Source organism: Umezawaea sp., from assembly GCF_036375055.1.
GTDB lineage: Bacteria > Actinomycetota > Actinomycetes > Mycobacteriales > Pseudonocardiaceae > Umezawaea.
Genome location: NZ_DASUSQ010000026.1, coordinates 33358 through 58452 on the forward strand (window position 1 = coordinate 33358; position 25095 = coordinate 58452).

General features: G+C 72.5%; 22 protein-coding genes. 17 read left to right on the forward strand and 5 right to left on the reverse strand.

The annotated features are described in order from the left end of the window. Window positions 1–56 precede the first annotated feature (56 nt). From VFZ92_RS08425 to VFZ92_RS08470, 10 genes are all read left to right on the forward strand, one after another. Window positions 57–1382, forward strand: a complete 1326-nt coding sequence (locus VFZ92_RS08425; RefSeq protein WP_330875246.1) for an ABC transporter substrate-binding protein — start codon at window positions 57–59, stop codon at window positions 1380–1382. A 5-nt stretch (window positions 1383–1387) separates the two neighbouring features. Then, complete coding sequence (locus VFZ92_RS08430; RefSeq protein ID WP_330875247.1) at window positions 1388–2125, forward strand: ABC transporter ATP-binding protein; 738 nt, start codon at window positions 1388–1390, stop codon at window positions 2123–2125. Then, entirely contained in the window at window positions 2122–3030 is a 909-nt protein-coding gene (locus VFZ92_RS08435; RefSeq protein ID WP_330875248.1) for a branched-chain amino acid ABC transporter permease, read from the forward strand. Before VFZ92_RS08430 ends, VFZ92_RS08435 begins: the two co-directional genes overlap by 4 nt. After that, a complete protein-coding gene (locus tag VFZ92_RS08440) occupies window positions 3027–4106 on the forward strand; it encodes a branched-chain amino acid ABC transporter permease (RefSeq protein WP_330875249.1) in 1080 nt (359 codons plus the stop codon). Before VFZ92_RS08435 ends, VFZ92_RS08440 begins: the two co-directional genes overlap by 4 nt. Further along, a complete protein-coding gene (locus tag VFZ92_RS08445; RefSeq protein ID WP_330875250.1) occupies window positions 4106–4870 on the forward strand; it encodes an ABC transporter ATP-binding protein in 765 nt (254 codons plus the stop codon). The genes VFZ92_RS08440 and VFZ92_RS08445 overlap by 1 nt, the downstream gene beginning before the upstream one ends. After that, window positions 4867–5577: a TetR/AcrR family transcriptional regulator gene (locus VFZ92_RS08450; RefSeq protein ID WP_330875251.1), complete on the forward strand. Its 711-nt coding sequence runs from the start codon at window positions 4867–4869 to the stop codon at window positions 5575–5577. The genes VFZ92_RS08445 and VFZ92_RS08450 overlap by 4 nt, the downstream gene beginning before the upstream one ends. A 45-nt stretch (window positions 5578–5622) precedes the next feature. Beyond that, on the forward strand, window positions 5623–7431 hold the full coding sequence (locus tag VFZ92_RS08455; RefSeq protein ID WP_330875252.1) for an NAD(P)/FAD-dependent oxidoreductase: 1809 nt from the start codon (window positions 5623–5625) through the stop codon (window positions 7429–7431). Then, entirely contained in the window at window positions 7428–8162 is a 735-nt protein-coding gene (locus VFZ92_RS08460; RefSeq protein WP_330875253.1) for an SDR family NAD(P)-dependent oxidoreductase, read from the forward strand. The genes VFZ92_RS08455 and VFZ92_RS08460 overlap by 4 nt, the downstream gene beginning before the upstream one ends. 166 nt (window positions 8163–8328) lie before the next feature. Then, a complete protein-coding gene (locus VFZ92_RS08465; RefSeq protein WP_330875254.1) occupies window positions 8329–10275 on the forward strand; it encodes a hypothetical protein in 1947 nt (648 codons plus the stop codon). Beyond that, complete coding sequence (locus VFZ92_RS08470) at window positions 10272–11735, forward strand: ABC transporter substrate-binding protein (RefSeq protein WP_330875255.1); 1464 nt, start codon at window positions 10272–10274, stop codon at window positions 11733–11735. The genes VFZ92_RS08465 and VFZ92_RS08470 overlap by 4 nt, the downstream gene beginning before the upstream one ends. 7 nt (window positions 11736–11742) lie before the next feature. On the opposite strand, the gene VFZ92_RS08475 is transcribed toward VFZ92_RS08470, so the two are convergent. Continuing rightward, window positions 11743–13179: a PLP-dependent aminotransferase family protein gene (locus VFZ92_RS08475; protein ID WP_330875256.1), complete on the reverse strand. Its 1437-nt coding sequence runs from the start codon at window positions 13177–13179 to the stop codon at window positions 11743–11745. Here VFZ92_RS08475 and VFZ92_RS08480 point away from each other — a divergent pair. Then, entirely contained in the window at window positions 13178–14080 is a 903-nt protein-coding gene (locus VFZ92_RS08480; protein ID WP_330875257.1) for a DMT family transporter, read from the forward strand. The genes VFZ92_RS08475 and VFZ92_RS08480 overlap by 2 nt on opposite strands. A gap of 113 nt (window positions 14081–14193) precedes the next feature. Next, window positions 14194–15234 (forward strand): enoyl-CoA hydratase/isomerase family protein, encoded by a 1041-nt coding sequence (locus VFZ92_RS08485; protein ID WP_330875311.1) that lies wholly within the window; start codon window positions 14194–14196, stop codon window positions 15232–15234. A gap of 8 nt (window positions 15235–15242) precedes the next feature. Here VFZ92_RS08485 and VFZ92_RS08490 read toward each other — a convergent pair whose 3' ends face one another. After that, on the reverse strand, window positions 15243–15797 hold the full coding sequence (locus VFZ92_RS08490) for a YceI family protein (RefSeq protein ID WP_330875258.1): 555 nt from the start codon (window positions 15795–15797) through the stop codon (window positions 15243–15245). Window positions 15798–16121: 324 nt separating this feature from the next. On the opposite strand from VFZ92_RS08490, the gene VFZ92_RS08495 reads away from it, so the two are divergent. Continuing rightward, the gene (locus VFZ92_RS08495) at window positions 16122–16967 is read left to right on the forward strand and encodes a hypothetical protein (RefSeq protein WP_330875259.1); all 846 of its coding nucleotides are present in this window, start codon (window positions 16122–16124) and stop codon (window positions 16965–16967) included. 45 nt (window positions 16968–17012) lie between these two features. Here VFZ92_RS08495 and VFZ92_RS08500 read toward each other — a convergent pair whose 3' ends face one another. Then, window positions 17013–18116 (reverse strand): winged helix DNA-binding domain-containing protein, encoded by a 1104-nt coding sequence (locus VFZ92_RS08500; protein ID WP_330875260.1) that lies wholly within the window; start codon window positions 18114–18116, stop codon window positions 17013–17015. After that, window positions 18113–19144 carry an aldo/keto reductase gene (locus VFZ92_RS08505; protein ID WP_330875261.1) on the reverse strand — a complete coding sequence of 344 codons (1032 nt, stop codon included), beginning with the start codon at window positions 19142–19144 and terminating at the stop codon, window positions 18113–18115. The genes VFZ92_RS08500 and VFZ92_RS08505 overlap by 4 nt, the downstream gene beginning before the upstream one ends. Window positions 19145–19325: 181 nt before the next feature. Between VFZ92_RS08505 and VFZ92_RS08510 the strand changes: the two genes are divergently transcribed. Together VFZ92_RS08510 and VFZ92_RS08515 are read left to right on the forward strand one after the other, a co-directional pair. After that, window positions 19326–20627 (forward strand): hemolysin family protein, encoded by a 1302-nt coding sequence (locus tag VFZ92_RS08510; RefSeq protein ID WP_330875262.1) that lies wholly within the window; start codon window positions 19326–19328, stop codon window positions 20625–20627. A 273-nt stretch (window positions 20628–20900) separates the two neighbouring features. Continuing rightward, window positions 20901–21893 (forward strand): sporulation protein, encoded by a 993-nt coding sequence (locus VFZ92_RS08515; RefSeq protein WP_330875263.1) that lies wholly within the window; start codon window positions 20901–20903, stop codon window positions 21891–21893. Between the two features lie 103 nt (window positions 21894–21996). Here VFZ92_RS08515 and VFZ92_RS08520 read toward each other — a convergent pair whose 3' ends face one another. Continuing rightward, window positions 21997–22395: a MerR family transcriptional regulator gene (locus VFZ92_RS08520; protein WP_330875264.1), complete on the reverse strand. Its 399-nt coding sequence runs from the start codon at window positions 22393–22395 to the stop codon at window positions 21997–21999. A 185-nt stretch (window positions 22396–22580) separates the two neighbouring features. On the opposite strand from VFZ92_RS08520, the gene VFZ92_RS08525 reads away from it, so the two are divergent. Both VFZ92_RS08525 and VFZ92_RS08530 read left to right on the forward strand, forming a co-directional pair. Next, window positions 22581–23987, forward strand: coding sequence for a hemolysin family protein (locus VFZ92_RS08525; RefSeq protein ID WP_330875265.1), 1407 nt, complete (start codon window positions 22581–22583; stop codon window positions 23985–23987). Next, window positions 23984–25036, forward strand: a complete 1053-nt coding sequence (locus VFZ92_RS08530; RefSeq protein WP_330875266.1) for a hemolysin family protein — start codon at window positions 23984–23986, stop codon at window positions 25034–25036. The genes VFZ92_RS08525 and VFZ92_RS08530 overlap by 4 nt, the downstream gene beginning before the upstream one ends. Window positions 25037–25095: the final 59 nt, after the last annotated feature.

The following is a 25095-nucleotide window of genomic DNA, read 5'->3' on the forward strand; positions in this document are numbered from 1 at the left end:
ACAGCAGGACCACTCCTCGGGCGCGACGCGCCTCCCACTGGCGAGAGGTACGAACGATGGCCGGCAACAACTTCGACGGGCTGCTCGACATCCAGGCGTCCAGGCGCCGCTTCCTGATCGGCGCGGGCGCGCTGGGCGCCACCGGACTGCTCGCCGCCTGCGGTGACGGCGGTGCCGCGTCCGGCGGCAGCGGCGGCGACAACCCGATCACCATCGGGTACGTCGCCTCGCTGACCGGCGCCACGGCCGCCTACGGCACCCAGACCCTCAACGCGCTCCAGCTGGCCGCGAAGGACCTCAACGGGCTCGGCGGGATCCTCGGCCGCCAGGTCGTCATCAAGGCCGTCGACAACCAGTCCAAGCCGGACGCCGTGCCCGCGCTGATGAAGCAGCTCGTGCAGGACGGCTGCCGGATCATGCTCGGCGCGTCCGCGAGCCCGCCCACCGTCGTGGCCGCGACGACGGCCGACCAGATCAAGGTGCCGCTGCTGGTGCCGATGGAGGCCGCCGCGTCGATCATCGGCGACGGCCGCAAGTACGCGTTCAAGCTCGAACCCACCATGCTCGCCGAGAAGGGCTGGGCCGCCGCGTCGGTGCGCGCCGTCGTGGCGGGCGCGAAGGCCGCGGGCAGTCCCGTCAGAACCGCGCTGATCGTCCACGCGAGCCTCGGCGCCTTCCCGGAGGCCAAGACCGCCTGGGAGCGCACCCTGAAGGAGGAGTTCCCCGACGTCCGCCTCCTGGACACGATCTCCTACGACGAGGCGTCCACGAGCGACTACGCGCCGCTGGTGAGCAAGGTGCAGGCGGCCAACCCGGACGTGCTGATCTTCGGCGGCAACCCGCAGGGCGCGTTCCAGTTCTACCCCGCCCTCAAGGCGTCCGGGTTCGTCCCGCGCGCGACGGTCGGCGTGCTCGGCGGCAACACCAACACCAAGTTCGTCGAGTCCGCGGGCGACATCGCCGAGAACGACCTGGCGGGCAGCTACTGGACGGAGAAGCTGAAGGGCAAGGAGGGCTCCAAGTTCTCGCCGCAGAAGTTCTACGACGACTACGTGGCGGCCTACGACGGCCAGAAGCCCGACGGCATCGGCGCCTGCTACTACTCGGCGCTCGCCGTCGCGGCCGAGGCCATCACGATCGCGGGCACGGCCGACGACTCCGAGAAGATCGCCCAGGCGCTGCGCGAGGTGGACTTCGACGGGCTGGGCGGTGACAAGAACGGCATGTACATCATCGGCCACGGCGTGAAGTTCGACGAGAAGGGCCTGAACACCAAGGCCGAGGGCATCGTCACGCAGTTGCAGGGCGGCGAGTTCATCCCCGTGTACCCGGAGAACGTCGCCACCGCCAAGATGGTCTACCCGCGCCCCGGAAGCAAGTGAGCGCCATGACCACGTTGGAGATCGAGGGCCTCACCGTCAGGCGGGGCCGCTCCGAGGTGCTGCACCAGGTCGACCTGGTGGTCCGCGAGGGGGAGTGCGTCTGCCTCGTCGGGTCCAACGGCGCGGGCAAGACGTCCCTCATCGAGGGCGTGCTGGGACTGCTGCCCACCAGGGCGAAGACCCTGTCGTTCCTGGGGACGTCGCTGCTCGGCGTCCGCCCGTGGGACCGCGTCCGCCGCGGCCTGGTCGTGGTCCCGCAGAACCGGGACCTGTTCGCGGGCATGACCGTCGAGGAGAACCTGCGGCTCGGAGCCGTCGCGGCGGGTGACCGCACGGCGGCCGACGCCGGGCTGGCCGAGATCTACGAGCTGTTCCCGCGCCTGGCCGAGCGCTCCGAACAGCTCGCCGGAACGCTCAGCGGAGGGGAGCGGAGCATGTTGGCCATCGGCCGGGGACTGATGTCGCGACCGAGGATGCTGGTGTTCGACGAACCCTCGCTGGGGCTCGCGCCCCTGGTGGTCACCTCGATCATGCGCACCATCGCGCGGATCAACGAACGCGGGACGACGGTGCTGCTGGTCGAGCAGAACGTGCACCAGGCGTTCGCCCTCGCCTCCAGGGCCTACGTCCTGGAGAACGGGGTCATCGCGGGCGAGGGCCCGACCGACGAGCTGGCCGACTCCGAGCTGATGCGGCGCGGTTACCTCGGCAGCGCCGCGACCGGAGGGGTGGTGGCCACGTGAGCACGGTGCTCCAACTCGCGTCCACCGGACTGCTGCAAGGCCTGATCTACTCGTTGATCGGCATCGGCCTGTACCTGGTGTTCACGGTCATGCGGGTGGTGAACTTCGCCCACGGCTACTTCGTGCTCATCGGGATGTACGGCGTGCTCTCCCTGGAGCCGAAGGGGTTCTTCCCGTTCCTCGGGGCGGTCGTCGCCGCGGCGCTCGGCGGCGCGCTCGTCGGGTACCTGGTGCAGCGGCTCCTGCTGGAGTCCGGGCTGGCCAAGGGCGGGCACAGCCAGCTGGTGATCACCCTGAGCCTGGGGATCGCCATCCAGTACCTGTTCCAGGTCCTGCACCCCGAACCGTTCGAGACGATCCCCAACCCCTACCCGTTCGAGGCCTTCACCTCCTCCGGCGTGACGATCAGCGCGCCGAGGATGGCCGCGGGCGTGCTGAGCCTCGTGCTCGTGCTCGCCGTGTCGTTCCTGGTCTACCGCACCAGGATCGGCACGATCATCCGCGGCTGCTCGGAGAGCCTCAACGGCGCGATCCACGTGGGCATCAACGTCCGCCGCGTCTACCGGCTCACCTTCGCGCTCGGCTGCGGGCTCGCGGCCGTCGCGGGCGGCCTGCTGCTGCCGATCCAGCCGGTGTCGCCCGCCCTGGGCCTCGAACTGACCATCAAGGCGTTCATCGTCGTGGTCATCGGCGGCGCGGGCTCGCTGTGGGGGACGGTCGCGGCGGGCGTCCTGCTCGGCCTCGCCGAGGCGCTCGGGAGCCTCTACGCGCCGGGGACCTTCGCGACGGCGCTCGTCTACGCGCTGTTCTTCCTGGTGATCCTGATCAGGCCGCAGGGCCTCGTGGTGCGGGCGACTTCGCGGATCAAGCCGCCGAAGTCCTTGACGAAGGTGGGTGTGGGATGACGCTGGGGAATCCGCTGCGGTACCTCGACACTCCACTGAGGAGGGTCAACGCCGTCGTCGTCACGCTCGCGCTGGCCTTCGCGCTGGTCTACCCGTTCCTGGTGCCGCCGCCCATGGTGGGCGTGGGGTTCGTCGCGCTGCTCTACGCGCTGCGCAACTTCACCTGGAACATCGCGGGCGGCTACGTCGGCCAGCTCTCCCTGTCGCACATCGTCGCGTTCGGCACGGGCGCGTTCTCCGTCGCCGTCCTGACCTGGCGCCACGAGGTCAACGCGTGGATCGCGCTGGTGGTCGGCGTCGTCATCTCGGCCGTCGTCGGCTTCCTCATCAGCCTGCTGATGAGCCGCTTCGGGGTGAACGCGTTCTTCCTGGCGCTGGGCACGCTCGCGCTGAGCCTGGCCGCCGCGGGCGTCGCCGCGTCGTGGAGCTTCCTGGGTGACACCAACGGGATCTCCTACTCGGGCAGCGAGGAGGGTTTCGCGCACCTGATGTGGTACATCGACCCGAGCGGCTTCTACTACACGACGCTGGGCTTCCTCGTCGTGATCACGATCGGGACCGCCGCGCTGATGAGGTTCACCCACTTCGGCCGGTCGCTGCCGTTCATCCGGGAGGACCCGGTGATCGCCGCGAGCATGGGCGTCAGGGTCGTCCGCAACCAGGCGCTGGCGATGGCGCTGAGCATGGGGCTCACCTCGATCGCCGGGACGCTCATCGCGCAGTACGTGCAGATCGTCAGCTACGAGTCCGTGCTCACCGTCGAGATCGGCGTGGCCATGATGGTCGGCTCGATCATCGGGGGAGCGGGCACGCTGGCCGGTCCGATCGTCGCGGGCATCGGCATCGCGGTGCTGGAGGAGTTCCTCCGCTCGTTCGCCGTCTCCTCGGCCAACGTCAGCAGCTACACGCAGATCGCCTACGCCGTGGTGGTGATCCTGCTGCTGCGCTTCGGAACGGGCGGGATCATGCCGCTCTGGGAAGCCGGGGTGCGGCGCGTGTTCGGCACCGGGCGGAAACCGGTCGCGCCCGTCGCGGCCGAACCGGTCGGCGAACTGGTCGACGGGAGGGTGGGCTGATGCTGACCGTCGCGAACGTCGCCAAGAGCTTCGGCGGCCTCCACGTGCTGCACGACGTGACCTTCACCGCCGCGTCCGCGTCCATCACCGCCCTGATCGGCCCGAACGGCGCGGGCAAGTCGACGCTGGTCAACATCATCGGCGGCGTGCTGCGACCGGACGGGGGCGCGGTCCACCTCGACGGTGAGGACGTGACCGGCGTGCCGTCGGCGACGGCCTTCGCCAAGGGCATCACCCGCACCTTCCAGATCTCGGGCAACGTCGGCGCGCTCAACGTGTTCGAATCGGTCGCGGTCGCGGCCTACCGGCAGGCCCGCGGCTACCGGCGGGCCAACGCGCTGGCCCGCGCCGAGCTGGAGCGGTTCGAGCTGTGGGAGTACCGCGACCAGCAGCTCGGCAGCATCCCGACGGCGCTCACGCGGCTGGTCGACTTCGCGCGGGCCATGGTGTCGCGGCCCAAGGTCCTGCTCCTGGACGAGGTCATGGCGGGCCTCACCCCGCACGAGGTCGACCTGGTGATCAGGCAGGTCGGCACGTGCCGGGAGCAGGGGGTGGCGATCGTTATGATCGAGCACGTCATGCAGGCCGTCGAGGCACTGGCTGACCACGTGGTCGTGCTGAACCAGGGCCAGGTGATCGCGAGTGGCTCACTCGGGGACGTGAGCCGCAACGCGGAGGTCGTCGAGGCGTACCTCGGTACCCCTGCCTCGGAGCGCGACGACGTTCGCGTCCCCGCCGAGGATCCGGCGAAGGGGCAGCAGTGAGTTCAGCCACGGGTGGTTCGTCCACGGAGGACCCGGTCGAACGGGGCGACGCCGCGGCGCCGCCGCCCGCGTCCGAGGAGGACTGGAGCGCGGGCATCCTCGTCCCGAGGACCGAGCGCGGGTTCCGCACCCAGGAACGGCTCCTGGAGGCGGCGAAGGAGATCTTCGTGCGCGACGGCTTCCTGGACGCGAAGATCACCGACATCACGGCGCTGGCGCGGATGTCCAGCGGCTCGTTCTACACCTACTTCGACTCGAAGGAAGCCATCTTCACCGCGGTCATCCGCAAGGTGAACGAGGGGCTGTACGTCGCGGCGTCCGTGCCCACCGGATCGTCGCGGGACCCGTTGGAGCGCTTCGAACTCGTGACGCGCGCCTACGTCAGGGCCTACCAGGAGAACGCGGGCCTGCTGGCCATCCTGGAGCAGGTCGCGACGATCAGCCCCCGGTTCCGCGAGATGCGCCGCAACATCCGGCAGATCTTCCGGAACCGGTCGGAGAAGGGCATCCGCCGCCTCCAGAACGAGGGCAGGGTCGACCCGACCCTGTCACCGCGCTGCGTGGCCGAGGCGATCACCTCGATGGTGAGCAACTTCTGCTACGTGTGGCTGGTCCTCGGCGAGGACTACGAGGAGGAAGAGGTCATCCAGACCTTGACCACCCTGTGGGCGTCCGGGATCGGCCTGAAGCCCGCCGCGGGGTCCTGACCACGGGCACCGCACGCACCCACGACCGTCGCGGAAAGGAACACCATGACCGTCCCCGATGAGGCACGGGGCCAGGAGCGGCGGGAGATCGCCGCGGCCTGGCTGTCCGCCCTCGGCTCCGCGCTGGAGGGCAGCGACCACGCCGCGGCGGCGTCGCTGTTCGCCCCGGAGTGCTACTGGCGCGACCTGCTTGCCCTGACGTGGGACATCCGCACGTTCCGGGGACCGGACGAGGTCGAGGCGGCGTGGCGCGCGGCGCTGAGCCCCAGCGGCTTCACCGATCCCGTGCTGGAGGCCGGGGACCCGGTCGAGGGCGTGCTCGGCGAGCTGACCGGCACGATCGAGGCGTTCTTCGGCTTCCGCACCGCGCTCGGCCGCGGGCGGGGGTTCGTCCGGCTGGTGGAGACCGAGCCGGGGACCTACCGCGCCTTCACCTTCCTCACCACGCTCCAGGAGCTGGACGGGTACCCGGAGAAGACCGGTCCCCGCCGCCCGAGGGAGAACCGGCGCTCCGCCGACCAGGGCCGGGAGAACTGGCTCGACCGCCGGACGGCGACCGCCGAGTTCCGGACCGCCGACCCCGAGGTCGTGGTGATCGGCGCCGGGCAGGCCGGGTTCACCCTGGCCGCGCGGCTCGGGCAGCTCGACGTGCCCACGCTGGTCGTGGACCGGATGGAGCGGATCGGCGACAACTGGCGCCACCGCTACCACTCGCTGACGCTGCACAACGAGATCTGCGTCAACCACATGCCGTACCTGCCCTTCCCGGACACGTGGCCGGTCTACATCCCGAAGGACATGCTCGCGGACTGGTTCGAGTCCTACGCGAAGGCCCTGGAGCTGAACGTGTGGACGTCCACCGAGTTCCTCGACGGCCGCTTCGACGAGACCGACCGGCGGTGGACGGTCCGGCTGCGCCGCGCCGACGGCACCGTCCGGACCCTGCGGCCGAGCCACGTCGTCATGGCCACCGGGGTCAGCGGCATCCCCAACGCGACCTCGTTCGAGGGGGTGGACCGCTTCCGGGGCCGGGTGATCCACTCCAGCGGGCACACCGAGGACCTCGACGTGGACGGCCGCACGGCGCTGGTCGTCGGGGCGGGCAACAGCGCCCACGACATCGCGCAGGACCTCTGCCTGCGGGGCGCGGACGTGACGATGCTCCAGCGCTCCTCCACGACGGTCGTGAGCCTGGAGCCGAGCGCGGCGCGGGTGTTCGCGCTGTACAGCCAGGCCGACGGGGTGCGGCCACTGGAGGACACCGACCTGCGCAGCGCCTCCGTGCCGAACGTGCTGCTGCGCGAGCTCCACGGGCCGCTGAGCCGGGTGATGGCCGAGGACGACCGCGAACTCCTCGACGGCCTGCGCGCCGCGGGCTTCGCGCTGGACAACGGCGAGGACGACACCGGCTTCTACCTCAAGCTCATCCGGTACTTCGGCGGCTACTACATCAACGTCGGGGCGTCGGACCTGATCATCGAGGGCCGGATCAAGCTCAAGCAGGGCAAGGGGGTCGACCACTTCACCGAGGACGAGGTGGTGCTCGCCGACGGCTCCTCGGTGAAGGCCGACCTCGTCGTGCTCGCCACCGGCTACCAGCCGATGCAGGAGGGCGTGCGGGCCCTGTTCGGCGACGAGGTCGCCGACCGGGTCGGACCCGTCTGGGGTCCGGGGCCGGACTGGGAGCTGCGCGGCATGTGGTCGCGGACCGGCCAGGACAACTTCTACGTCGTGGGCGGGAGCTTCGCGATGTGCCGCATCTACTCGCGGTTCGTGGCACTGCAGATCAAGGCGGACGTCGAGGGCATCGCGCCGCCGAGGTGGACACCGGACACGACGGGGAGAGCGCTATGACCAGGGTGTGCGTCGTCAGCGGATCGGCACGGGGGCTCGGAGCGGCCATCGCCGAACGGCTGGCCGAGGAGGGGTGCGCCGTCGTCGGGCTCGACGTCGGCTACCCGGTCGACCGGGACCTCTCGACGCTCCCGGCCGCCGCCGCGCCCGGCGTGCACCCGGTGCACGGCGACGTGAGCGACCGCGCGACGGTCCTCGCCCTGGTCGACGTGGTGGCGCAGCGGTTCGGCGGCGTGCACGTGGTCGTCAACAACGCCGCGTGGATCCACTACGCGCTGCTGCCCGACGTCGAGGAGGAGGCGCTCGACCGGATGATCGCGATCGGCATCAAGGGCATGGTCTGGCTCAGCCAGGGCGCGGCCAAGGCCATGGGCGACGGCGGCGGCTCGATCATCAACATCACCTCCATCACGGCCACGACCGGGTTCCCGAAGGCCACGATGTACGGCGCGCTCAAGGGCGCGGGGGCCAGCATGACCCGGCAGCTGGCCGTCGAGCTGGCGCCGAACGGCATCCGCGTCAACGCCGTCGCGCCCGGTTTCATCCCCACCCCCGGCTCGCTCACGGTGGTGGACCAGGCGGGCGTGGACCGCCGCGCGAGCCGCACCCCGCTGCGCCTCGCGACACCGCGGGACATCGCCGACGCCGTCGCCTTCCTGGCCTCGGACCGGGCGGGCGCGATCACCGGGCAGACGCTGGTGGTGGACGGCGGGCTGACCGTCTCGCTCTGACGCGGTGACGCGCCGCAGTTGTGCGGTGGTGGGCTAGGCCGTTCCGGTAGCCGCTGGGCCTGAAGGGGTGAACCGGTGCGGAAGCGGCGGCGTGGTGCGGGGTGGCGTCCGCAGACTGTTCGGACCTTCGACCGGACGCGCGGTCTACCGGCACGCCAGGAGTCAGATGTCCGAGGGCAGTCGTCCGCTACCAGGGGTGCGAGGGATCTCCTACAGCCTGGTGGACCAGGTCGTGCCGCGCTCGGGCGACGGCGGTCGCAGGCTGCCGGTCGTGGCGGCGCTGGGGCCGAGGGGCAGCGGCAAGACTGCGCTGCTGAACGAGATCGGCCGCCGGTGCGTGAACCGCGTCCCGTGGGCGTCGCTCGACTTCGAGGAGGTGGGCGACGCCCGGCCGAGCAAGATCCTGACCGAGCTGGCGTTCGACCTGAGCCGCGAGGTGGCGCAGTTCGGCAGGCTCGCCTTCCCCCGCCTGTGGCTGTGCGCGCTGGTGCTGGCGGGCAACGTGAACACCGGCAACCGCCCCAAGGCGCTCGCGGAGCTGAACGAGCTGATGCGGGCCGACCGGCCGCTGGAGGTCCACCGCGAGCAGGTGCTCGACCTGGCGCGGCTGGCGGGCGAGACCGGTGGCCTGCCCGGCTGGGCGCCGACGGCGACCGGCACGCTGCTCAACGGCCTCAACTGGGTGTCGCGGCGGCGCGCGCTGCGGCTCGTCCGCAGCCTGTCGTCCGACTTCGACGGCGACGCGCGGGACCTGCTGGTGGACCTCAACAAGAAGGACCGGGGGTCGAGCGCGGACCGGGCCGCGGTCGACGGCCTCGTGTTCGAGGCGTTCCTCGCCGACCTCGACCAGGCGTTCGCCGGTCCGCTGCGGCGGATGCGGCGCACCGCGAACTGCGTGCTGCTGCTGGACAACGCCCACACCCGCGAGGGCAGGGCCTTCCTCACCGGACTGCTCGCCGCGCGCGAGCGGTTCGGGGTCACCGACGACCACGCCGCGGTGTTCACGACCAGCCGCACCTGGAACGTCGGGTGGAACGGCGCGTGGCGACGGCCGGGCACCGACGCCGTGGCGGGCCGGGAGACGCGCCTGCCCCGCACGCCCGCCGAGGTGGAGCTGGACAGCGGCACCCGGACCGACTGGGACACCTGGTACCTGGTGTCGCTGGGTCGGCTCGGCGCGGCGGACACCGAGGAGGTCGTCGGCGGGCGCGGTGCCGTGCTGCCCGAGGGGTTCGCCCACCGCCTCACCCACGGCCGTCCCGGCGCGCTGCACGACCTGGCCGACGCGCTGGCACAGCAGGACGTCCCGCCGACCGGCCACGCGCTGCGGGGCGTGCTGTCCGTCCCCGCCGACGAGGAGAGCGGCAAGTCGTTGGCGGAACTGGCGTTGCACAGGGCGGGGCAGGACCTGTCCGACCGGCAGCTGCGCGACCTGGTCTCGGCGAGCGCGGGCCGGGGGATCGAGTTCATCACCGACCCGGTGGTGCTGCGCTCGGACCTGCCGGACGGGGGAGGGTCGCTCTACACGTTCCTGGCCAACAACTTCCTGCTGGACGTGGAGCACGACGAGGAGGACGGCGCGCGGCCGGTGCTCGACCCGTGGCTGCGCACGCTGCTGCTGCACGCCCTCGCCGCCCGCGCCGACGACGACCCGCTCGGCTGGGACGCCGTGAACCGCCGGTGCCGCGACCACCACGAGGCGCAGGGCGACCCCGCCGCCGCCCGCTACCACGACCTGGCCGCGGGTGACGTCGGCGCCGTGGTCGCCCACCTGGCGACGCCGTTCACCGACCCCGCGCGGGTGCTCGACCAGGACACCGCCCTGCGCTGGCTGCGGGACCTGGACCTGATCACGTCCGCGCCCAACCGCCTCGCTCGGGACGTCGACCCGCTCAGCCAGGTCGAGGACCTCGTCCGGGACGTCCCGGCGGCGGACGCGCTCACCCTCGTGCTGTCCCGGCTGGTGATCGCCCTGTGGCTGACGAGCGACCCGCTCGGCGACCCCGAGGGCGTGCTGCGCGGTCGGGTCGAGCACGGCTACGGCCACCTGGCGCAGCACCGCGGCCGGGGATCGATTCTCCTGTACGACCGGGCGGAGAGGTACCGCGCATGAGTTCGTCCATCCCCGTTCCCCCGTCCCGGCTGCGCCGACCCCTGTGGATCGCGACCGCCGTCGTGGTGGTCGTGCTGCTCGCCGTCGGGTTCGTGGTCGTGCGCGACCGCCTGGGCCGCTGCGACGGGATGGACGACGTCCGCGTGAACGCCGCGGGCGAGTGCGTCGGCATCAGCGCCGGTGGCAGCGACTTCGACCAGGAGGCGCTGTCGGCCGTGGTCGAGCGCGTGCGGCAGGCGAACGCGGAGGTCGAGAAGGGCGAGTACGTCAGCGTCGCCGTGTTCCTGCCGATGACGCCGAGCAGGACGTCGATCATCACCCCGGAGTGGGTCGTCGACCAGGTGGAGGGCGCGCGCCTCGCCCAGGTCCGGCACAACAGGTCCGGGGTGACCCCGAAGGTCCGCCTGCTGCTCGCGAACCCCGGCGGCGACATGGCGCACTGGCGGGAGGTCGTGGACGAGATCGACGCCCGGCGCCGCACGGAGGACCACCTCGTCGCGGTCACGGGCATCGGGCTGAGCCTGGAGAACGCCCGCCAGGCCATCGGCAGGCTCACCGACGCCAAGATCCCGGTGATCGCGTCCACCATCACCGCCGACGACATCCGCTTCGACGGCCTCCTGCTGCCCGCGCCGACCAACTCCCGCCAGGCCGCCGCCGCGGCCAAGCAGGCCAAGAACTTCCCCGACACCTCCGCGCTGATGGTCGTGGACACCAACAGGGAGGACCTCTACCCCCGGACGCTCGCCGACGCGTTCACCAAGCAGTACGAGGACGGTCAGCACGTCGTCGTCGAGCAGGAGCAGCAGTACGACTCGCTGCTCGGCAGCGTGGACAACGCCTTCGGCCAGATGATGCCCAACATCTGCGCCACCGGCACCGGTCTCGTCTACTTCGCGGGCCGCGGCCGGGACCTCGTCCTGCTCGTCGCGAAGCTGAAGGACCGGGCGTGCGCGGACAAGCCGATCCGCATCTTCACCGGCGACGACGTGACGGCGGCCCAGTTGACGGCGATGGACCTGAGGAGCAACTCCATGAGGAACGTGGAGATCTACTACACCGAGGTGGCCTCGTCCCACGCCTGGGTCGTCGACCGGGACAACCCGCTGGAGGAGACCAGGAAGTTCCGCAGCGCCGCCGTGGAGGGCTTCCTCGGCCGACCGCTGGTGTTCGACGACATCCCCTCGTTCGACGCGGGCCGGATCATGGGCTACGACGCCGTGCTCACGGCCACCTCCGCCATCAAGGGGGCGGCGGGCAAGGACGGCGGGCTCGTCGACTCGGCGCAGGTGATGCAGACGGTCAAGCTGCTCAACCTGGAGAACGCCGTCTACGGGGCCAGCGGCGAACTCTCCTACGGCAACGACGGCCGGGCGCGGCACAAGGTGGTGCCGCTGATGAGGGTGACCGCCGAGGGCAGGTCGCAGTACGTCGCGCTGGACTCGGAACCGACGCCCTGACTGCCCCTCAGCCCTCCGCGAGGAGGGGGCCGAGGCGGCGGACGGCGTCGCCGACGTCCGCAGCCGACGGCGCGGCCACGTAGCTGAGGCGGACGTGGGGCGCGCTGTTGTCGGTGGGGTAGTAGTTGTCGCCGGGGGTGAGGGCGACGCCGTTCGTCAGCGCGGCGGCGCTGAACTGCCTGCCGTCCAGGTGGTCGGGCAGCGACACCCACAGGTGGTAGCCGCCGCGCGGGACCACGGCGAGGGCGTGCGCGCCGAACGTGGCGGACACCGCGTCCACGGCGGTCCGCCGCCGGTGGGCCAGCGCCGAGCCGAGCGCGGCCAGCCCGCGCTTCCAGCCCGGCGCCGTCACGACCTCCAGCGCCGTGAGCTGGAGCGGCGCGGGCACGAACATCGTGTCGACGACGAGGGCGGCCCGCAGCCTCGCCACGACCGGCCCCCGCGCGGCCAGCGCGCCGACGCGGAGGTTCGGCGAGGTGGCCTTCGTCAGCGACCGGATGTGCACGACGGTGCCGTCCGGGTCGTCGGCGATCAGCGGCGGCGGGGTCGGACCGGAGTCCGCGTGCGCCATGTGCCGGGCGAAGTCGTCCTCGACGACGAACGCGCCGTGCCCGCGGGCGATGGCGCGGATCTCCCGCCCGCGCTCGATCGGCGCGCTCGTCCCGGTCGGGTTCTGGAACAGCGGCTGCACGACGACGACCCGCGCCCCGGTGCGGGTGAGCGCCTCGTCGAGGTAGTCGGCGCGGATCCCGTCGCCGTCGAGCGGCACCGGGACCATCCGCAGCCCCGCGGCGTGGGCGGCGGCCATCGTCCCCGGGTACGTCGGCGACTCGACGACGACGGGGTCGCCCGGCTGGCCGAGGGCCCGCAGCGCGGTCGCCAGGGCGCTCTGCCCGGCGCCGCAGACCAGGACGTCGTGCCTGCCGAGACCGCCGCCGATGTCGGCGGCGAACCAGTCGCGCAGTTCGGGCACGCCGCCGACCGGCGGCCGGTCCCACGCCCCCGTGCGCCGGGCGGCGCGGGAGAGCGCGGTGGCGAGGGCCGTGAGCGGTTGCAGCTCCGGGTGCAGGTAGCCCCCGTTGAGGTCGACGACGTCCGGCCCCGCCGTCGCGAGCGTGCTCAGGAGCGCGGGCGCCTTGAAGCCGCGCGGGGTGCCCGAGGGCGAGCCGATGTGGTTGGTCAGTTCGAGCGCGGCCTCCTGCCACGCCGTGTCCCCGGCGCGCGCCTCCGGTCGGGCCGCGGTGCGGTACGTGCCCGCGCCGGGGCGGGAGTCGATCAGGCCCCGGCGGGTGAGGATGGCCAGCGCCCGGGAGACGGTGGTGGCGCTCACGCCGAAGCGGCGCACGAGTTCGCGGTGGGTCGTGATGCGCGTCCCCGCGGGCAGGTCGTGGATCTCCCCCGTGAGGGCGTCGGCCAGATCCTGCGAACTGCTACTGTCGAACATGACGAACGATAGTAGCGCTATCGTCTCCACCCGAGTATCACCACTGTCGAACGGCACCTTCCTCGCGGCGCTCGGCGTCCTGGCCTTCTCGTTCACGTTCCCGGCGACCACCTGGGCGTTCGAGGGCTTCGGACCCTGGAGCGCCGCCGGCGTCCGCGGCGTGGTGGCGGCGCTCATCGCCCTCGTCGCGCTCCTCGCGAGCCGCGCGCCGCTCCCGGCCCGCGCGGACGTGCCCGCGCTCGTCGTGGTCGCCGCCGGGTGCGCGATCGGGTTCCCGCTGCTGTCGACGCTCGCCCTGCGCACCTCGTCCACGGCGCACTCCGCGGTCGTCATCGGGGCGCTGCCGATGGCCACGGCGGTCGTCTCCGCGCTGCTCACCGGACGTCGGCAGGCGACGGCGTTCTGGGCGGCGGCGGGCACCGGGGCCGTCACGATCATCGCGTTCACCCTCGCGCAGAACCACGGGCGGCCGACGGTCGCGGACCTCTACCTCTTCGGCGCGCTGGTGGTCTGCGCGTTCGGCTACGCCGAGGGCGGGCGGCTCTCGGCGCACCTGCCGGGCTGGCGCGTCATCGCGTGGGGCGTGGTGATCGCCGCCCCGGTGAACCTCGTCGTGGCCGGGTGGGCGCTGGCGCAGGAGCCGGTGCACCTCACGACGAAGGCCGTCGTCGGCCTGGCGTACACCGCGGCCGTGTCGCAGCTCGGCGGGTTCGTCGTCTGGTACCGGGGGATGGGCCTGATCGGGGTGGCGAGGGCGAGCCAGCTCCAGCTCGCGCAGCCGCTGCTGACGCTCGTGTGGGCCGTGCTCCTGCTGGGCGAGGAACTCGGCCCCGCCGTGCCGCTCACCGCCGCCGTCGTGCTCGCGTGCATCGTCGTGACGCAGCGGTCGCGGCCGTCGTGAACCCCGGTGTGTCGTCGTTCACCCGGCGGCCGGTTTTCCGGCGTCCGAACAGTCGGACGTCCTACGGTACGGGTCCACGGCCGTGATCATCGCGGTGGACCGACGGGAGCAGCCTGGTGGAGCACGACGTCCTCCTGGGGCACGACGGCGGCATCGGCCGCGTCGTCCTCAACCGCCCCAGGGCGATCAACGCCCTCACCCACGACATGGTGACGCGGATCGAGGCGGCGCTGACGGCCTGGGAGGCCGACGACTCGGTCCGCGCGGTGGTCGTCTCCGGCGCCGGTGAGCGGGGCCTGTGCGCGGGCGGCGACATCCGCGGCATCCACGCCGACGCCGTCGCGGGCGGCACGGCCTCGCTGGACTTCTGGCGCGACGAGTACGCGCTCAACGCCCACGTCGCCCGGTACCGCAAGCCCTACGTCGCGATCATGGACGGCATCGTGATGGGCGGCGGCGTCGGGATCTCCGCGCACGGCGGCGTCCGCGTGGTCACCGAGCGCACCAGGCTCGCCATGCCCGAGGTCGGCATCGGCCTCGTCCCGGACGTCGGCGGCACCCACCTGCTCTCCCGCGCGCCGGGCGAACTGGGCACGCACCTCGCCCTGACCGCCGCGGTCATCGGCGCGGGCGACGCCATCGCGTGCGGCTTCGCCGACCACTTCGTGCCCGCCGAGCACCTGGCGGACTTCGTCGACGCCCTCGCCGGGGGCGTCGACGCCGCCGTGCGCGACCACGCCCGCGCCGCACCGCCCGCCGACCTCGCGGGGGAGCGGGGGTGGATCGACCGGTGCTACGCCGCCGACACGGTGGAGGAGGTGCTGCACCGCCTGCGCGACCTCGGTTCGCCCGAGGCCAAGGAGGCCGTCGAGCGGATCCTGGGCGGGTCGCCGACCGCGCTGAAGGTCACCCTGCGGTCCCTGCGCCGCGCCCGCGACCTGCCGTCGGTCGAGGCCGTCCTCGCGCAGGAGTACCGGGTGTCGACCGCCTGCTTCCGCTCGCCCGACCTGGTCGAGGGCATCAGGGCGCGGGTCGTCGACAAGGACCGCGCGCCGCGCTGGAACCCGGCGACGCCGGAGGAGGTCTCCGACGCCGCCGTCGAGGGCTTCTTCGCCCCGCTCGGCGACCGGGAACTCGTGCTCCGACGCCGCTGACGCCCGGCTCAGGCCTGGAGCACGGCCTCGATCTCCAGCGAGATGGCGATCTTGTCGCCGATGACCACACCGCCGCCGTCGAGCGGCATGTGGATGTCGATGCCGAAGTCGTTGCGGGAGATCTCCGCGGTCGCGGAGAAGCCCGCGCGGGTGCCGCCGTACGGGTCGGGGCCGAAGCCGTTGAGCTCGACGGTGAGGGGCACGCTCCTCACGACGCCGTGCAGGTCGAGTTCACCGTCGACGACGTAGTCGTCGCCGTCGACCCGCAGACCGGTGGAGCGGTAGGTCATGGTCGGGTACTTCTCGACCTCGAAGAAGTCCGCCGAGCGGATGTGGTTGTCGCGGTCCTCGTTGTTGGTGTCGATGGACGCCAGGTCGATCGTCGCGGTCACGGAGGAGGCCGCGGGGTCCTCCGCGGTGACGATGGTGCCCTCGAACGTGCGGAAGCCGCCGCGGACCTTGCTGACCATCAGGTGCCGGACGCTGAACGAGACGGCCGAGTGGGTCGCGTCGATGACCCAGGTGCCTGCGACGTAGCCGGGGATCTGGATGGCGGTGGTCATGGGGGTTGTCCTCCGTGATCGGGTCCGGGTTCCGGTTCAACATAGGACCACCGCGGTTGACGCCTCAAGTTGTTCCCGTGGAATTCCCGAAGCACTCGTAACGGCACCGCACGGGGCGGCGACTGCCAGGGCGGGTACGTCGAACGAGGTGACCGGCGGCGGCCCGGTCGCCGTCGTGCCGCGCGCGTCGCGGACCACGACGGCCAGGTCCGCGCCCCACCCCTCGTGCTCTTCCTCGACCTCCGGGCGCACGACGCCGGGTCCGCCGCCCCTCGCCCGCCCCGGAGGTCGGGTCGTCGACGGAACGACGGATGGAGGGTTGTCGTGGAGGACAACAACGCCAGGCAGACCTACCTCGCACTGCGGTTCGCCATGCTCCTGCTGGCGACGCTGCTCGCCGTGTCGATCGCGGCGCAGGTGGTCTTCATCGATTCCTTCTGCACGCTGCGGTCGATCAGCGCGTACTACCACACGTCCGTGCGCGGCGTCTTCGTCGGCGCCCTGTGCGCGATCGGCGTCTGCCTCGTCGTCTACCGGGGCAACACGGACCGCGAGAACGTGGTGCTCGACCACTCGGGCTTCATGGCGTTCGTGGTCGCCTTCGTGCCGACCGAGTTCGACCGCACCTGCACCTCGGCCGGATCCCCGGTGCCCGGCAACCCCGGTCTCGCCGACGCCGTCGCGAACAACGTGGGCGCGCTGCTGGTGGTCGCGCTGCTCGCCGCGCTCGCCGCGTGGCTGCTGCCGCGGGTCCGCCCGAACCGGGACGTCCCGCCCAGCGGGTTCGCCAAGGGGGCGCTGGTCGTGACGCTCACCCTGCTCGCGGCGGGCCTGGTGGTCTTCTTCACCTGGCGCGACCTGTTCCTGCGCTACGGCCACGCCACCGCGGCCATCCTGCTGTTCGCGGGCATCGTCGCGGTGGTCTGGCTCAACGCCCTGGACTTCGCCGCCAAGAGGAGCGTGAGCCCCTGGCGGAACCGCTACGGCGCCACGGCGGTCGCCATGGCGCTGACCGTGGTCGGCTCCGTGGTGCTCTACCAGCTCGGGGTCCCGCACGCGGTCCTGGCCGTCGAGGCGCTGCTGATCATCGAGTTCTCGGTGTTCTGGGGCATGCAGACGGTCGAGCTCGGCACCAGCGAGGTCCGCGCCGCCACCACGACGACGGCGTGAGCACCGGTCTCCGGAGCACACCGCGGGGTGCTCCGGAGACCGCGGTCAGCCGACCTCGGCGATCGACGCCCGCGCGCTCGCGCCGTCGGAGAGGAACGACGCCACCCGCTCCCCCTCCTCGGTCACGGCGGTGCGCTCGGCGCGGGTGAAGGCCCGCAGCGGGGTGACGAGCACGGTGCCCTCCTTCGCGGTCCACGTCGCCGCGACCCGGCCGTCCACGAGCGCGACGCGCTCACCGGCGACCGACAGGCCGCGGTGGGCGTCGTCGATGATCCGGCTCCGGTCGTCGTAGCCGAGGATCGCGTTGTCGAACGCGGGCAGGAACCGCACCGGGGCCGGGGTTCCGGCGTCCGGGCGGGGTGCGTCGGGCAGGTCGAGCAGCTCCCGGCCCCGCTCGTCGCGGAAGCCGACCAGCTCGTCGCGCAGCGCGGCCACCGCGGCGGGCAGACCGGCCAGACCGCTCCAGGCCCGCAGGTCCGCCGTCGCCGCGGGCCCGAACGCGGCCAGGTAGCGCCGCACCAGAGCCTGGCCGACCGGGTCCGAACCGTCCTCCGGCAGGGGATCGACCTCGCGGCCCAGCCACGAGGAGACCGGCACGTTGCGCACCCCGCCCTTGGCGCGCCACAGCCCGCGCGGCGGCAGCTGCACCATCGGGATGAGGGCGGCGACCAGCAGTTCGCCCAGCGGCCGGTGGCCGGGCGCGGGCCAGCGGTCGGCGACCGCCCGCGCCAGGTCGCCCATCGAGCGGGGCTCGCCGTCGGCCATCACCGCCCGGCCCGCCTCCGCGAGCTCGCCGAGGTCGATCCCGGCGAGTTCGCGGCGGTAGGTCCCGAGGACCCGTTGGCGCAGCATGGCGTCGTGCCTCGCCCGCCACGCCAGGACGTCGGCGGACGCGAGGAGGTGGACGGTGCGGCGCATGAGGTGCGTCCGCACCACCCGCCGCCCGGTCAGCAGGTCCGAGAGCGCCGCCGGGTCGAACGCGCGCACCCGCGACCAGAGCCCGACGAACGGTTCCTGCGGCTCCTGCGCCTGGAGGCCGCCGAGGTGCGCGACGGCGTCGAGCACCGGCAGGTCGGCCCGGTCGAGCAGCAGCTGCCGGGCCAGCGCGGCGCGGTTGAGCGCCCGCGCGTCGAGGACGGTTCCGCTCATGCCGCCGCGCGCTCGTCCGCCGCGCGCCTGCGCAGGTCCGTGCGGGTGATGGCGGGCGGGACGTAGGACACGTCGATCGGGCCGACGTCCGTGCCGGGCGGCACGATCGCGTCGATCCGGTCCAGGACGTCGTCGGTGAGGGTCGTCGTCGCGCCCGCCAGGAGGTCCTCCAGCTGATCCGCGGTGCGGGGGCCGATGATGGCCGAGGTGATGCCGGGGTGGGCGACGGCGAAGGCCATCGCCAGGTGGGTCAGCGACAGACCCGCCTCGCGCGCCAGGGGGAGGAGCCGCTCGACCGCGTCGAGCTTGCCCTCGTCGGTCAGGTGCCGGGGCACCCAGCGCATCCGCGGGTTGACGGGCGCGGGCCGCCCCTTGCGGTAGCGGCCGGTGAGCAGACCCGACGCGAGCGGGCTCCACACGAGCACGCCCATGCCGTACCTGCGGCAGGTCGGCAGGATCTCGCTCTCGATCCCGCGGTTGAGCACGGAGTACGTGGGCTGCTCGGTGCGGAAGCGCTGGAGGCCGCGCCGCTCGGCGACCCACTGCGCCTCGACGATCTCGGAGACCGGCAGGTTCGACGAGCCGATGGCGCGCACCTTGCCCGCGCGCACCAGGTCGGTCAGCGCGGACAGCGTCTCCTCGACGTCGGTCAGCGGGTCGGGGTGGTGGACCTGGTAGAGGTCGATGTGGTCGGTCCCCAGGCGCCGCAGCGAGTCCTCGACCGCGGTGGTGATCCACCGGCGGGAGCTGCCGCCGCGGTTGGGGTCCGCGCCCGTCGAGCCGTTGACCTTGGTGGCCAGCACGACGTCGGCGCGCCTGCCCTTCAACGCCCTGCCGACGATCTCCTCCGACTCGCCGCCCGAGTACACGTCGGCGGTGTCGATGACGTTGATCCCGGCGTCGAGCGCCCGGTGGACCATGCGCACGCAGTCGGCGCCGTCGGTGTTCCCCGCCCGGCCGAACATCATGGTGCCCAGGCAGTAGGGGCTGACCCGGATCCCGGTCCGCCCCAGATCGCGCATCTTCACGGTGACATCTTCCCTAACGTCGGTCGAGGTTGCCGACAGGACGTTCGCACGGGTGGAGGACAGGGTGTGTCCGCTTCTCCGGCGTGCGCGCGAACTCGTCGTCCGGGGCCGTGTCGCCGAAGATCGGCCGATGCGGTCCAATCATCCGGACGGGTGAATTCGGAGTCTGGACGGGGATCACGTGGGCGAGAACGGCTTCGACATCGTGCTGGTCGCGGTGCTGGTGCTGATCAACGCGGTGTTCGCGGGCAGCGAGATGGCGCTCATCTCGCTGCGCGAGGGGCAGCTGCGGACCTTGGAGCGCGAGGGCGGCCGGAGCGCCCGCACGCTGGTGCGGCTGGCCCGCGACCCGAACCGGTTCCTGGCGACCATCCAGATCGGCATCACGCTGGCCGGGTTCCTCGCCTCGGCGACCGCGGCGGTGTCGCTGGCCGAGCCGCTCGTGCCGCTGCTGGGTTTCCTGGGGGGCGCGGCGAACGCGGTCGCCGTGGCGCTGGTGACGGTCGTGCTGACCTTCGTGACCCTGGTGTTCGGGGAGCTGGCGCCCAAGCGGCTGGCGATGCAGTACGCCCTGCGGTGGGCGCTGCTGGTCGTGCGCCCGCTGGACCTGCTGTCGACGATCTCCCGTCCGGTGGTGTGGACGCTGAGCGCCGCGACCAACGTGGTCGTGCGGGTGTTCGGCGGCAACCCCGACGCGGGCGGCGAGGAGCTGAGCCCCGAGGAGCTGCGGGAGCTGGTCGCGGGCCAGCGTGGCCTCAACCCCGAGCAGCGCATGATCATCAGCGGGGCGCTGGAGATCCACGAGCGGCGCCTGCGCGAGGTGCTGGTCCCGCGCCGGGCGGTGTTCACGCTGGCCGCCGACCTGACCGTGCCCGAGGCGCGGGAGGCGCTGGTCGCCTCGGGTCACTCGCGCGCGCCCGTGGCGCACGAGGGTCACCTGGACGACGTGGTCGGCGTCGTCCACCTGCGCGACCTGCTCGCCGACGACAGCGTGCTCGTGGAGGTCGCGCGGGAGGCCGTGCTGCTGCCGGACTCGCTGCGGGTCGCCGACGCGCTGCGCCGGTTCAAGGCGGAGCACGAGCAGTTCGCGCTGGTCGTGGACGAGCACGGCGCGGTGGACGGCATCGTGACGCTGGAGGACCTGCTGGAGGAGGTCGTCGGCGAGATCTACGACGAGACCGACCGCGACGTGCTGTCCGTCCGCACCGACGCCGACGGGTCGATGGTGCTGACCGGCACGTTCCCGATCCACGACCTGGAGGACATCGGCGTCGAGCTGCCCGACGCGCCGGACGGCGACTACACCACCATCGCCGGGCTCGTGCTGGTCGTGCTGGGCCGCATCCCGGAGAAGCCGGGGGACCGGATCGAGGTCTCGGACTGGACCGTCGAGGTGCTCGGGGTGGAGCGCCACGCGATCACGTCGGTGCGCCTGCGCCGGGTCGTGGAGGTCGGGGAGCCCGAGGGGTCGGAGGTTCCCTGACCCCGGTCGGCCGTCGCGCCGACGGGTGATCTTCCGGGTAACCGTACAGCGCTACGTGCTAGTGTTGGCTTGTGTCTGCTCCGGCCGGTTCCGCCGTCGTGCACTCGGGGGATTCCCTTGTGCGGCAGGCGATTCCGGCCGGCGTCGAATCGCGGGACGCTCCGGCGCGCCGGCGGTTCGCCGTGATCGACGGCAGTGCGTCCCCGCTCCACTCCTCGGCGCCCGACTGGGTTCCGTCACCCCCTCGAAGTCCCCACTCGGAGGAACGACTCCATGTTCAAGCGGATGCTGAGCGCCTTCGGCGTCGGCGGCCCGACCGTCGACACCGTCCTTGACTCCCCGCACGCCGTGCCCGGCCAGGTGATCACCGGCCAGGTGCGCATCCAGGGTGGCAGCTCCGACGCCACCATCGACCAGGTCGTGCTGTCGCTCGTCACCCGCGTCGAGGTCGAGAGCGGCGACCACGAGTTCGGCGGCACGGCCGAGTTCCTCCGCGTCGTCGTCGCGCACGGCGTGCGGGTCACCGCGGGCCAGCCGCTGGCGGTGCCGTTCCAGCTCCCCGTCCCGTGGGAGACGCCCATCACCACCGTCGGCGGGGCGAACCTGCACGGCATGACCGTCGGCGTCCGCACGGAACTCGTCATCTCCGGGGCTCCCGACAAGGGCGACCTCGACCCGATCGCGGTCTCGCCGCTGCCGTCGCAGGACCGCGTGCTCGACGCCTTCGGAGCGCTGGGCTTCCAGTTCCGCAGCGCCGACGTCGAAGCGGGGCGCATCCACGGCGTCCACCAGGACCTGGGTTTCTACCAGGAGATCGAGTTCTTCCCGCCCTCGCGGTTCGCCGGGCGGATCAACCAGGTCGAGCTGACCTTCGTCGCCAACCCGCACGAGCTGGTCGTCGTCCTCGAAGCCGACCGGCGCGGGGGGATGTTCAGCTCCGGCGGCGACTCGTTCGGCCGCTTCGCGCTGTCGCACCAGGACGCCATGGGCGTCGACTGGGCCTCCGAGATCGACGGGTGGCTGGCCCAGGTCGCCGAGCGCGGCGGCCACTCCGCCTTCGGCGGCCAGCCGGGCTACGGGCAGCAGCACGGGTACCAGCAGCACGGGTACGGCCACGACGAGCACCACCGCCGCGGTCCCGGCATGGGTGCCGTCGTCGGTGGCGTGGCCGCCGGTGTCGTGGGCGGCATGGTCCTGGGCGAGGTCGTCGACGAGGTCGGCGACGCGTTCGAGGACGAGGGGGAGGACTTCGCGGGCGAGGAGTGATCCCGCTCGAACCGGGGGCCCGGCGGGCGAGGAGCCTGCCGGGCCCCCGGTCGTCCACCGGTGCGGGGGTCGCGCCGTCGTGGTGCCGCAGTCGGGGGCCCGGTCAGGTCAGGGGGAGGTCGGGCGGTATCTGGAGCGCGATGGTGACGAGCGAGTGCACGCGACCGGCGATGGCGGCCAGCAGGCCGTGCGTCTCGGGGTCGGCGGCGCTGATCGCCGCCTGGAGGACGTCGAGGTCCGCGGTGATCCGCGTCAGCAGGTCGGCCACGTCGGCGGGCTGGGAGCCGAGCGCGCGCGAGATCTCCTCCAGGCTCACGCCCTGCGTCTCCAGGCGCTGGATCACGCCGATGCGGTCGGCGTCGGCGGGGGAGTAGAGCCGGTAGTTCGACGCGGTGCGCTTCGCGGGGGCGAGCAGGCCGAGGCCGGTGTAGTAGTCGATGGTGCGGATGCTGACACCGGAGCGGGCCGCGAGTTCGCCGATCTTGAGCAGGGCTTCGCTCATCCCCGTGCTCCTCTCGGGTCGTCGGTGATCCACCTGAACCATACAGTGCCGCGTGCTAGTGTTGACTGCATGCCTTCCACCGCTGACCCCGAGGGGTGCAGTAGTCAGCCGGGCCACGCCCGGCTGAACAGCCTGTTCGACCCCGGTGCCGCTGTCCTGCCTGGTCTACCGGGTGGGGACGCGGCATGTTGATTCTCTGGGGCCTGGTCGCGATCGTGCTGCTCACCGCGGCGACCGGGTACTTCGTGGCCCAGGAGTTCGCCTACATGGCGGTGGACCGGGGCCGCCTGCGGCAGATGGCCGAGGAGGGCGACAAGCCCGCGGAGCGCGCGTACCGGGTGACCCAGCGCCTGTCGTTCATGCTCTCCGGCGCCCAGTTCGGCATCACGGTCACCGCGCTGCTGGTCGGCTTCGTCGCCGAACCCCTGCTCGGCTCCGGCCTGGCGGACGTGCTCGGCTTCACCGGCCTGTCGGAGGCCACGAGGCTGTCGCTGTCCGTGGCCGTCGCGCTGGTGTTCGCCACCGTGGTGCAGATGGTGCTGGGCGAACTCGTGCCCAAGAACCTCGCCATCGCCAAGCCCGAGGCGCTGGCCAGGGCCCTCAGCTCGTCGACCCTGCTCTACCTCGTGGTCGCCGGACCGGTCATCCGGTTCTTCGACGCCGCCGCGAACAAGCTGCTGCGCTCCGTCGGCATCGAGCCGGTGGAGGAGCTGCCGCAGGGCGCGACGCCCGAGGACCTGCACCAGATCATCGACGAGGCGGGTGCCCAGGGCCACCTCGACCCCGAGCTGTCCCGGCTGCTCGACCGCGGCCTCGACTTCCGCGAGCTGGTGGCCGAGCAGGCCATGACGCCGAGGGTGTCGGTGCACACCGTCAAGGCGGACGAGCCCGTGTCGCGGATCGTGGAGCTGCTCGACACCGGGCACTCCCGCTTCCCCGTCGTGGGGGAGGACCTCGACGACGTGGTCGGCCTGGTCGGCCTCGCCGAGGTCCTGACCGTCGACCCCGAGAAGCGCGCCGACACGCCGATCGGGCGGATCGCCTCGCCCGCCGTGCTCGTGCCCTCGACGCTGCCGCTGCCCGCCGTGCTGGAGCGGCTGCGCGCCGAGCACCGCCAGACCGCCTGCGTGGTCGACGAGTTCGGCGGGTTCGCGGGCGTCGTGTCGCTGGAGGACCTGGCGGAGGAACTCGTCGGGGAGATCCACGACGAGGACGACCTGATCGCCGACGTGGTCGAACAGCGGCCCGACGGCTCGTGGACGGTGCCCGGCAGGCTCCGCATCGACGAGATCGAGGACGCGACCGGCGTCTCGCTGCCGACCGACAACGGCTACGACACGGTGTCCGGCCTCGTGCTGAGCGAACTCGGCCGCACCGCCCGCGTGGGCGACGAGATCGAGGTCGCCGTGCCCGTGCCGTCGCTCGACGACGAACCGCCGTCGTGGCGGCACGTGCTGGTGCGGGTCGCGGCGGTCGCCAGGAACGTGCCCAGCACGGTCGTGCTGCGCGACCGGCCCGCGCCGCCCGACCCACCGGACGACGAGGAGGAACGGGGAACCGTGCCCGAGGATGACGAGGTGCTGGGCCGATGAGCATCGGGTTGTCGCTCGCCGTGTCGTTCGCCCTGCTGGTGGGCAACGCCTTCTTCGTCGCCGCGGAGTTCGCGCTGATCTCCGCGAAGCGCCACCGGCTGGAGCAGTCGGCCGCCGAGGGCAGCCGGGCCGCCCGCGCGGCCGTCGCGGGCGTGCGGGAGCTGTCGCTCATGCTCGCGGGCGCGCAGCTCGGCATCACGCTGTGCACCCTGGGGCTCGGCGCGCTGGCCGAGCCCGCCGTGGCGACGCTGCTCGACCCGCTGTTCCTGCTGACCGGGCTGCCCCCGGTGGTGGCGCACGGGATCGCGTTCGCGCTCAGCCTCGTGCTGGTGGTGTTCCTGCACATGGTCGTCGGGGAGATGGCGCCGAAGTCGTGGGCGATCTCGCACCCCGAGCGCTCGGCGCTGCTGCTGGCGCTGCCGTTCCGCGGGTTCGCCCGAGGGGTGCGCTGGCTGCTGTCCGCGCTCAACGGCACGTCCAACGCGCTGCTGCGGCTGCTCAAGGTGCAGCCGCAGGACGAACTGGCCCAGGCGCACCGGCCGAACGACCTGCTGATGCTGCTGCGCCAGTCCGGTGAGCACGGCACGATCCCCGAGGGCCAGCAGCGCCTGCTCACCAGGATGCTGCACCTCCAGAACACCACCCTGGCCGAGGTGATGATCCCGAGGGACAGGACCGTGACCGTGACCGAGGGCACCACCGCCCACGAGGTCGAGCGGCTCAGCCGCGACACCGGTCGGTCGCGGTTCCCGGTGCTGGACCCCGACGGCGCGTTCGTCGGCCTGCTGCACATCCGCGAGGTCGTGCGCGCCACGGCCACCGGCGCCGACCCGGCGGCGGGCACGATGATGACCACACCGCTGACGCTGCCCGCCGACCTGCCCGTCGCCCGCGCGGTCACCGCGATGCGCGGCGCGAGGTCGCAGCTGGCGCTGGTCGCCGACGGCGAGCGGACCGTGGTGGGCATCGCCGCGCTGGAGGACCTCCTCGAACAGCTCATCGGGGAGTTCGACGACGAGACCGACCGCGAGCGCGGCACCGCGGGCTGACCTCGACCGCGGTGTCCGGTGTGGACCGTGCACACCGGACACCGCGGGTTCCGTCCCCC

Excerpts from the sequence above, each read along its gene's own strand:
- VFZ92_RS08460 (WP_330875253.1), top strand. The coding sequence starts at position 7,428 with ATGACCAGGGTGTGCGTCGTCAGCGGATCGGCACGGGGGCTCGGAGCG.
- VFZ92_RS08465 (WP_330875254.1), top strand. The coding sequence starts at position 8,329 with ATGTCCGAGGGCAGTCGTCCGCTACCAGGGGTGCGAGGGATCTCCTAC.
- VFZ92_RS08525 (WP_330875265.1), top strand. The coding sequence starts at position 22,581 with ATGTTGATTCTCTGGGGCCTGGTCGCGATCGTGCTGCTCACCGCGGCG.
- VFZ92_RS08520 (WP_330875264.1), bottom strand. The coding sequence starts at position 22,395 with ATGAGCGAAGCCCTGCTCAAGATCGGCGAACTCGCGGCCCGCTCCGGT.
- VFZ92_RS08455 (WP_330875252.1), top strand. The coding sequence starts at position 5,623 with ATGACCGTCCCCGATGAGGCACGGGGCCAGGAGCGGCGGGAGATCGCC.
- VFZ92_RS08440 (WP_330875249.1), top strand. The coding sequence starts at position 3,027 with ATGACGCTGGGGAATCCGCTGCGGTACCTCGACACTCCACTGAGGAGG.
- VFZ92_RS08470 (WP_330875255.1), top strand. The coding sequence starts at position 10,272 with ATGAGTTCGTCCATCCCCGTTCCCCCGTCCCGGCTGCGCCGACCCCTG.
- VFZ92_RS08480 (WP_330875257.1), top strand. The coding sequence starts at position 13,178 with ATGACGAACGATAGTAGCGCTATCGTCTCCACCCGAGTATCACCACTG.
- VFZ92_RS08515 (WP_330875263.1), top strand. The coding sequence starts at position 20,901 with ATGTTCAAGCGGATGCTGAGCGCCTTCGGCGTCGGCGGCCCGACCGTC.
- VFZ92_RS08490 (WP_330875258.1), bottom strand. The coding sequence starts at position 15,797 with ATGACCACCGCCATCCAGATCCCCGGCTACGTCGCAGGCACCTGGGTC.
- VFZ92_RS08425 (WP_330875246.1), top strand. The coding sequence starts at position 57 with ATGGCCGGCAACAACTTCGACGGGCTGCTCGACATCCAGGCGTCCAGG.
- VFZ92_RS08475 (WP_330875256.1), bottom strand. The coding sequence starts at position 13,179 with ATGTTCGACAGTAGCAGTTCGCAGGATCTGGCCGACGCCCTCACGGGG.
- VFZ92_RS08500 (WP_330875260.1), bottom strand. The coding sequence starts at position 18,116 with ATGAGCGGAACCGTCCTCGACGCGCGGGCGCTCAACCGCGCCGCGCTG.
- VFZ92_RS08430 (WP_330875247.1), top strand. The coding sequence starts at position 1,388 with ATGACCACGTTGGAGATCGAGGGCCTCACCGTCAGGCGGGGCCGCTCC.
- VFZ92_RS08445 (WP_330875250.1), top strand. The coding sequence starts at position 4,106 with ATGCTGACCGTCGCGAACGTCGCCAAGAGCTTCGGCGGCCTCCACGTG.
- VFZ92_RS08530 (WP_330875266.1), top strand. The coding sequence starts at position 23,984 with ATGAGCATCGGGTTGTCGCTCGCCGTGTCGTTCGCCCTGCTGGTGGGC.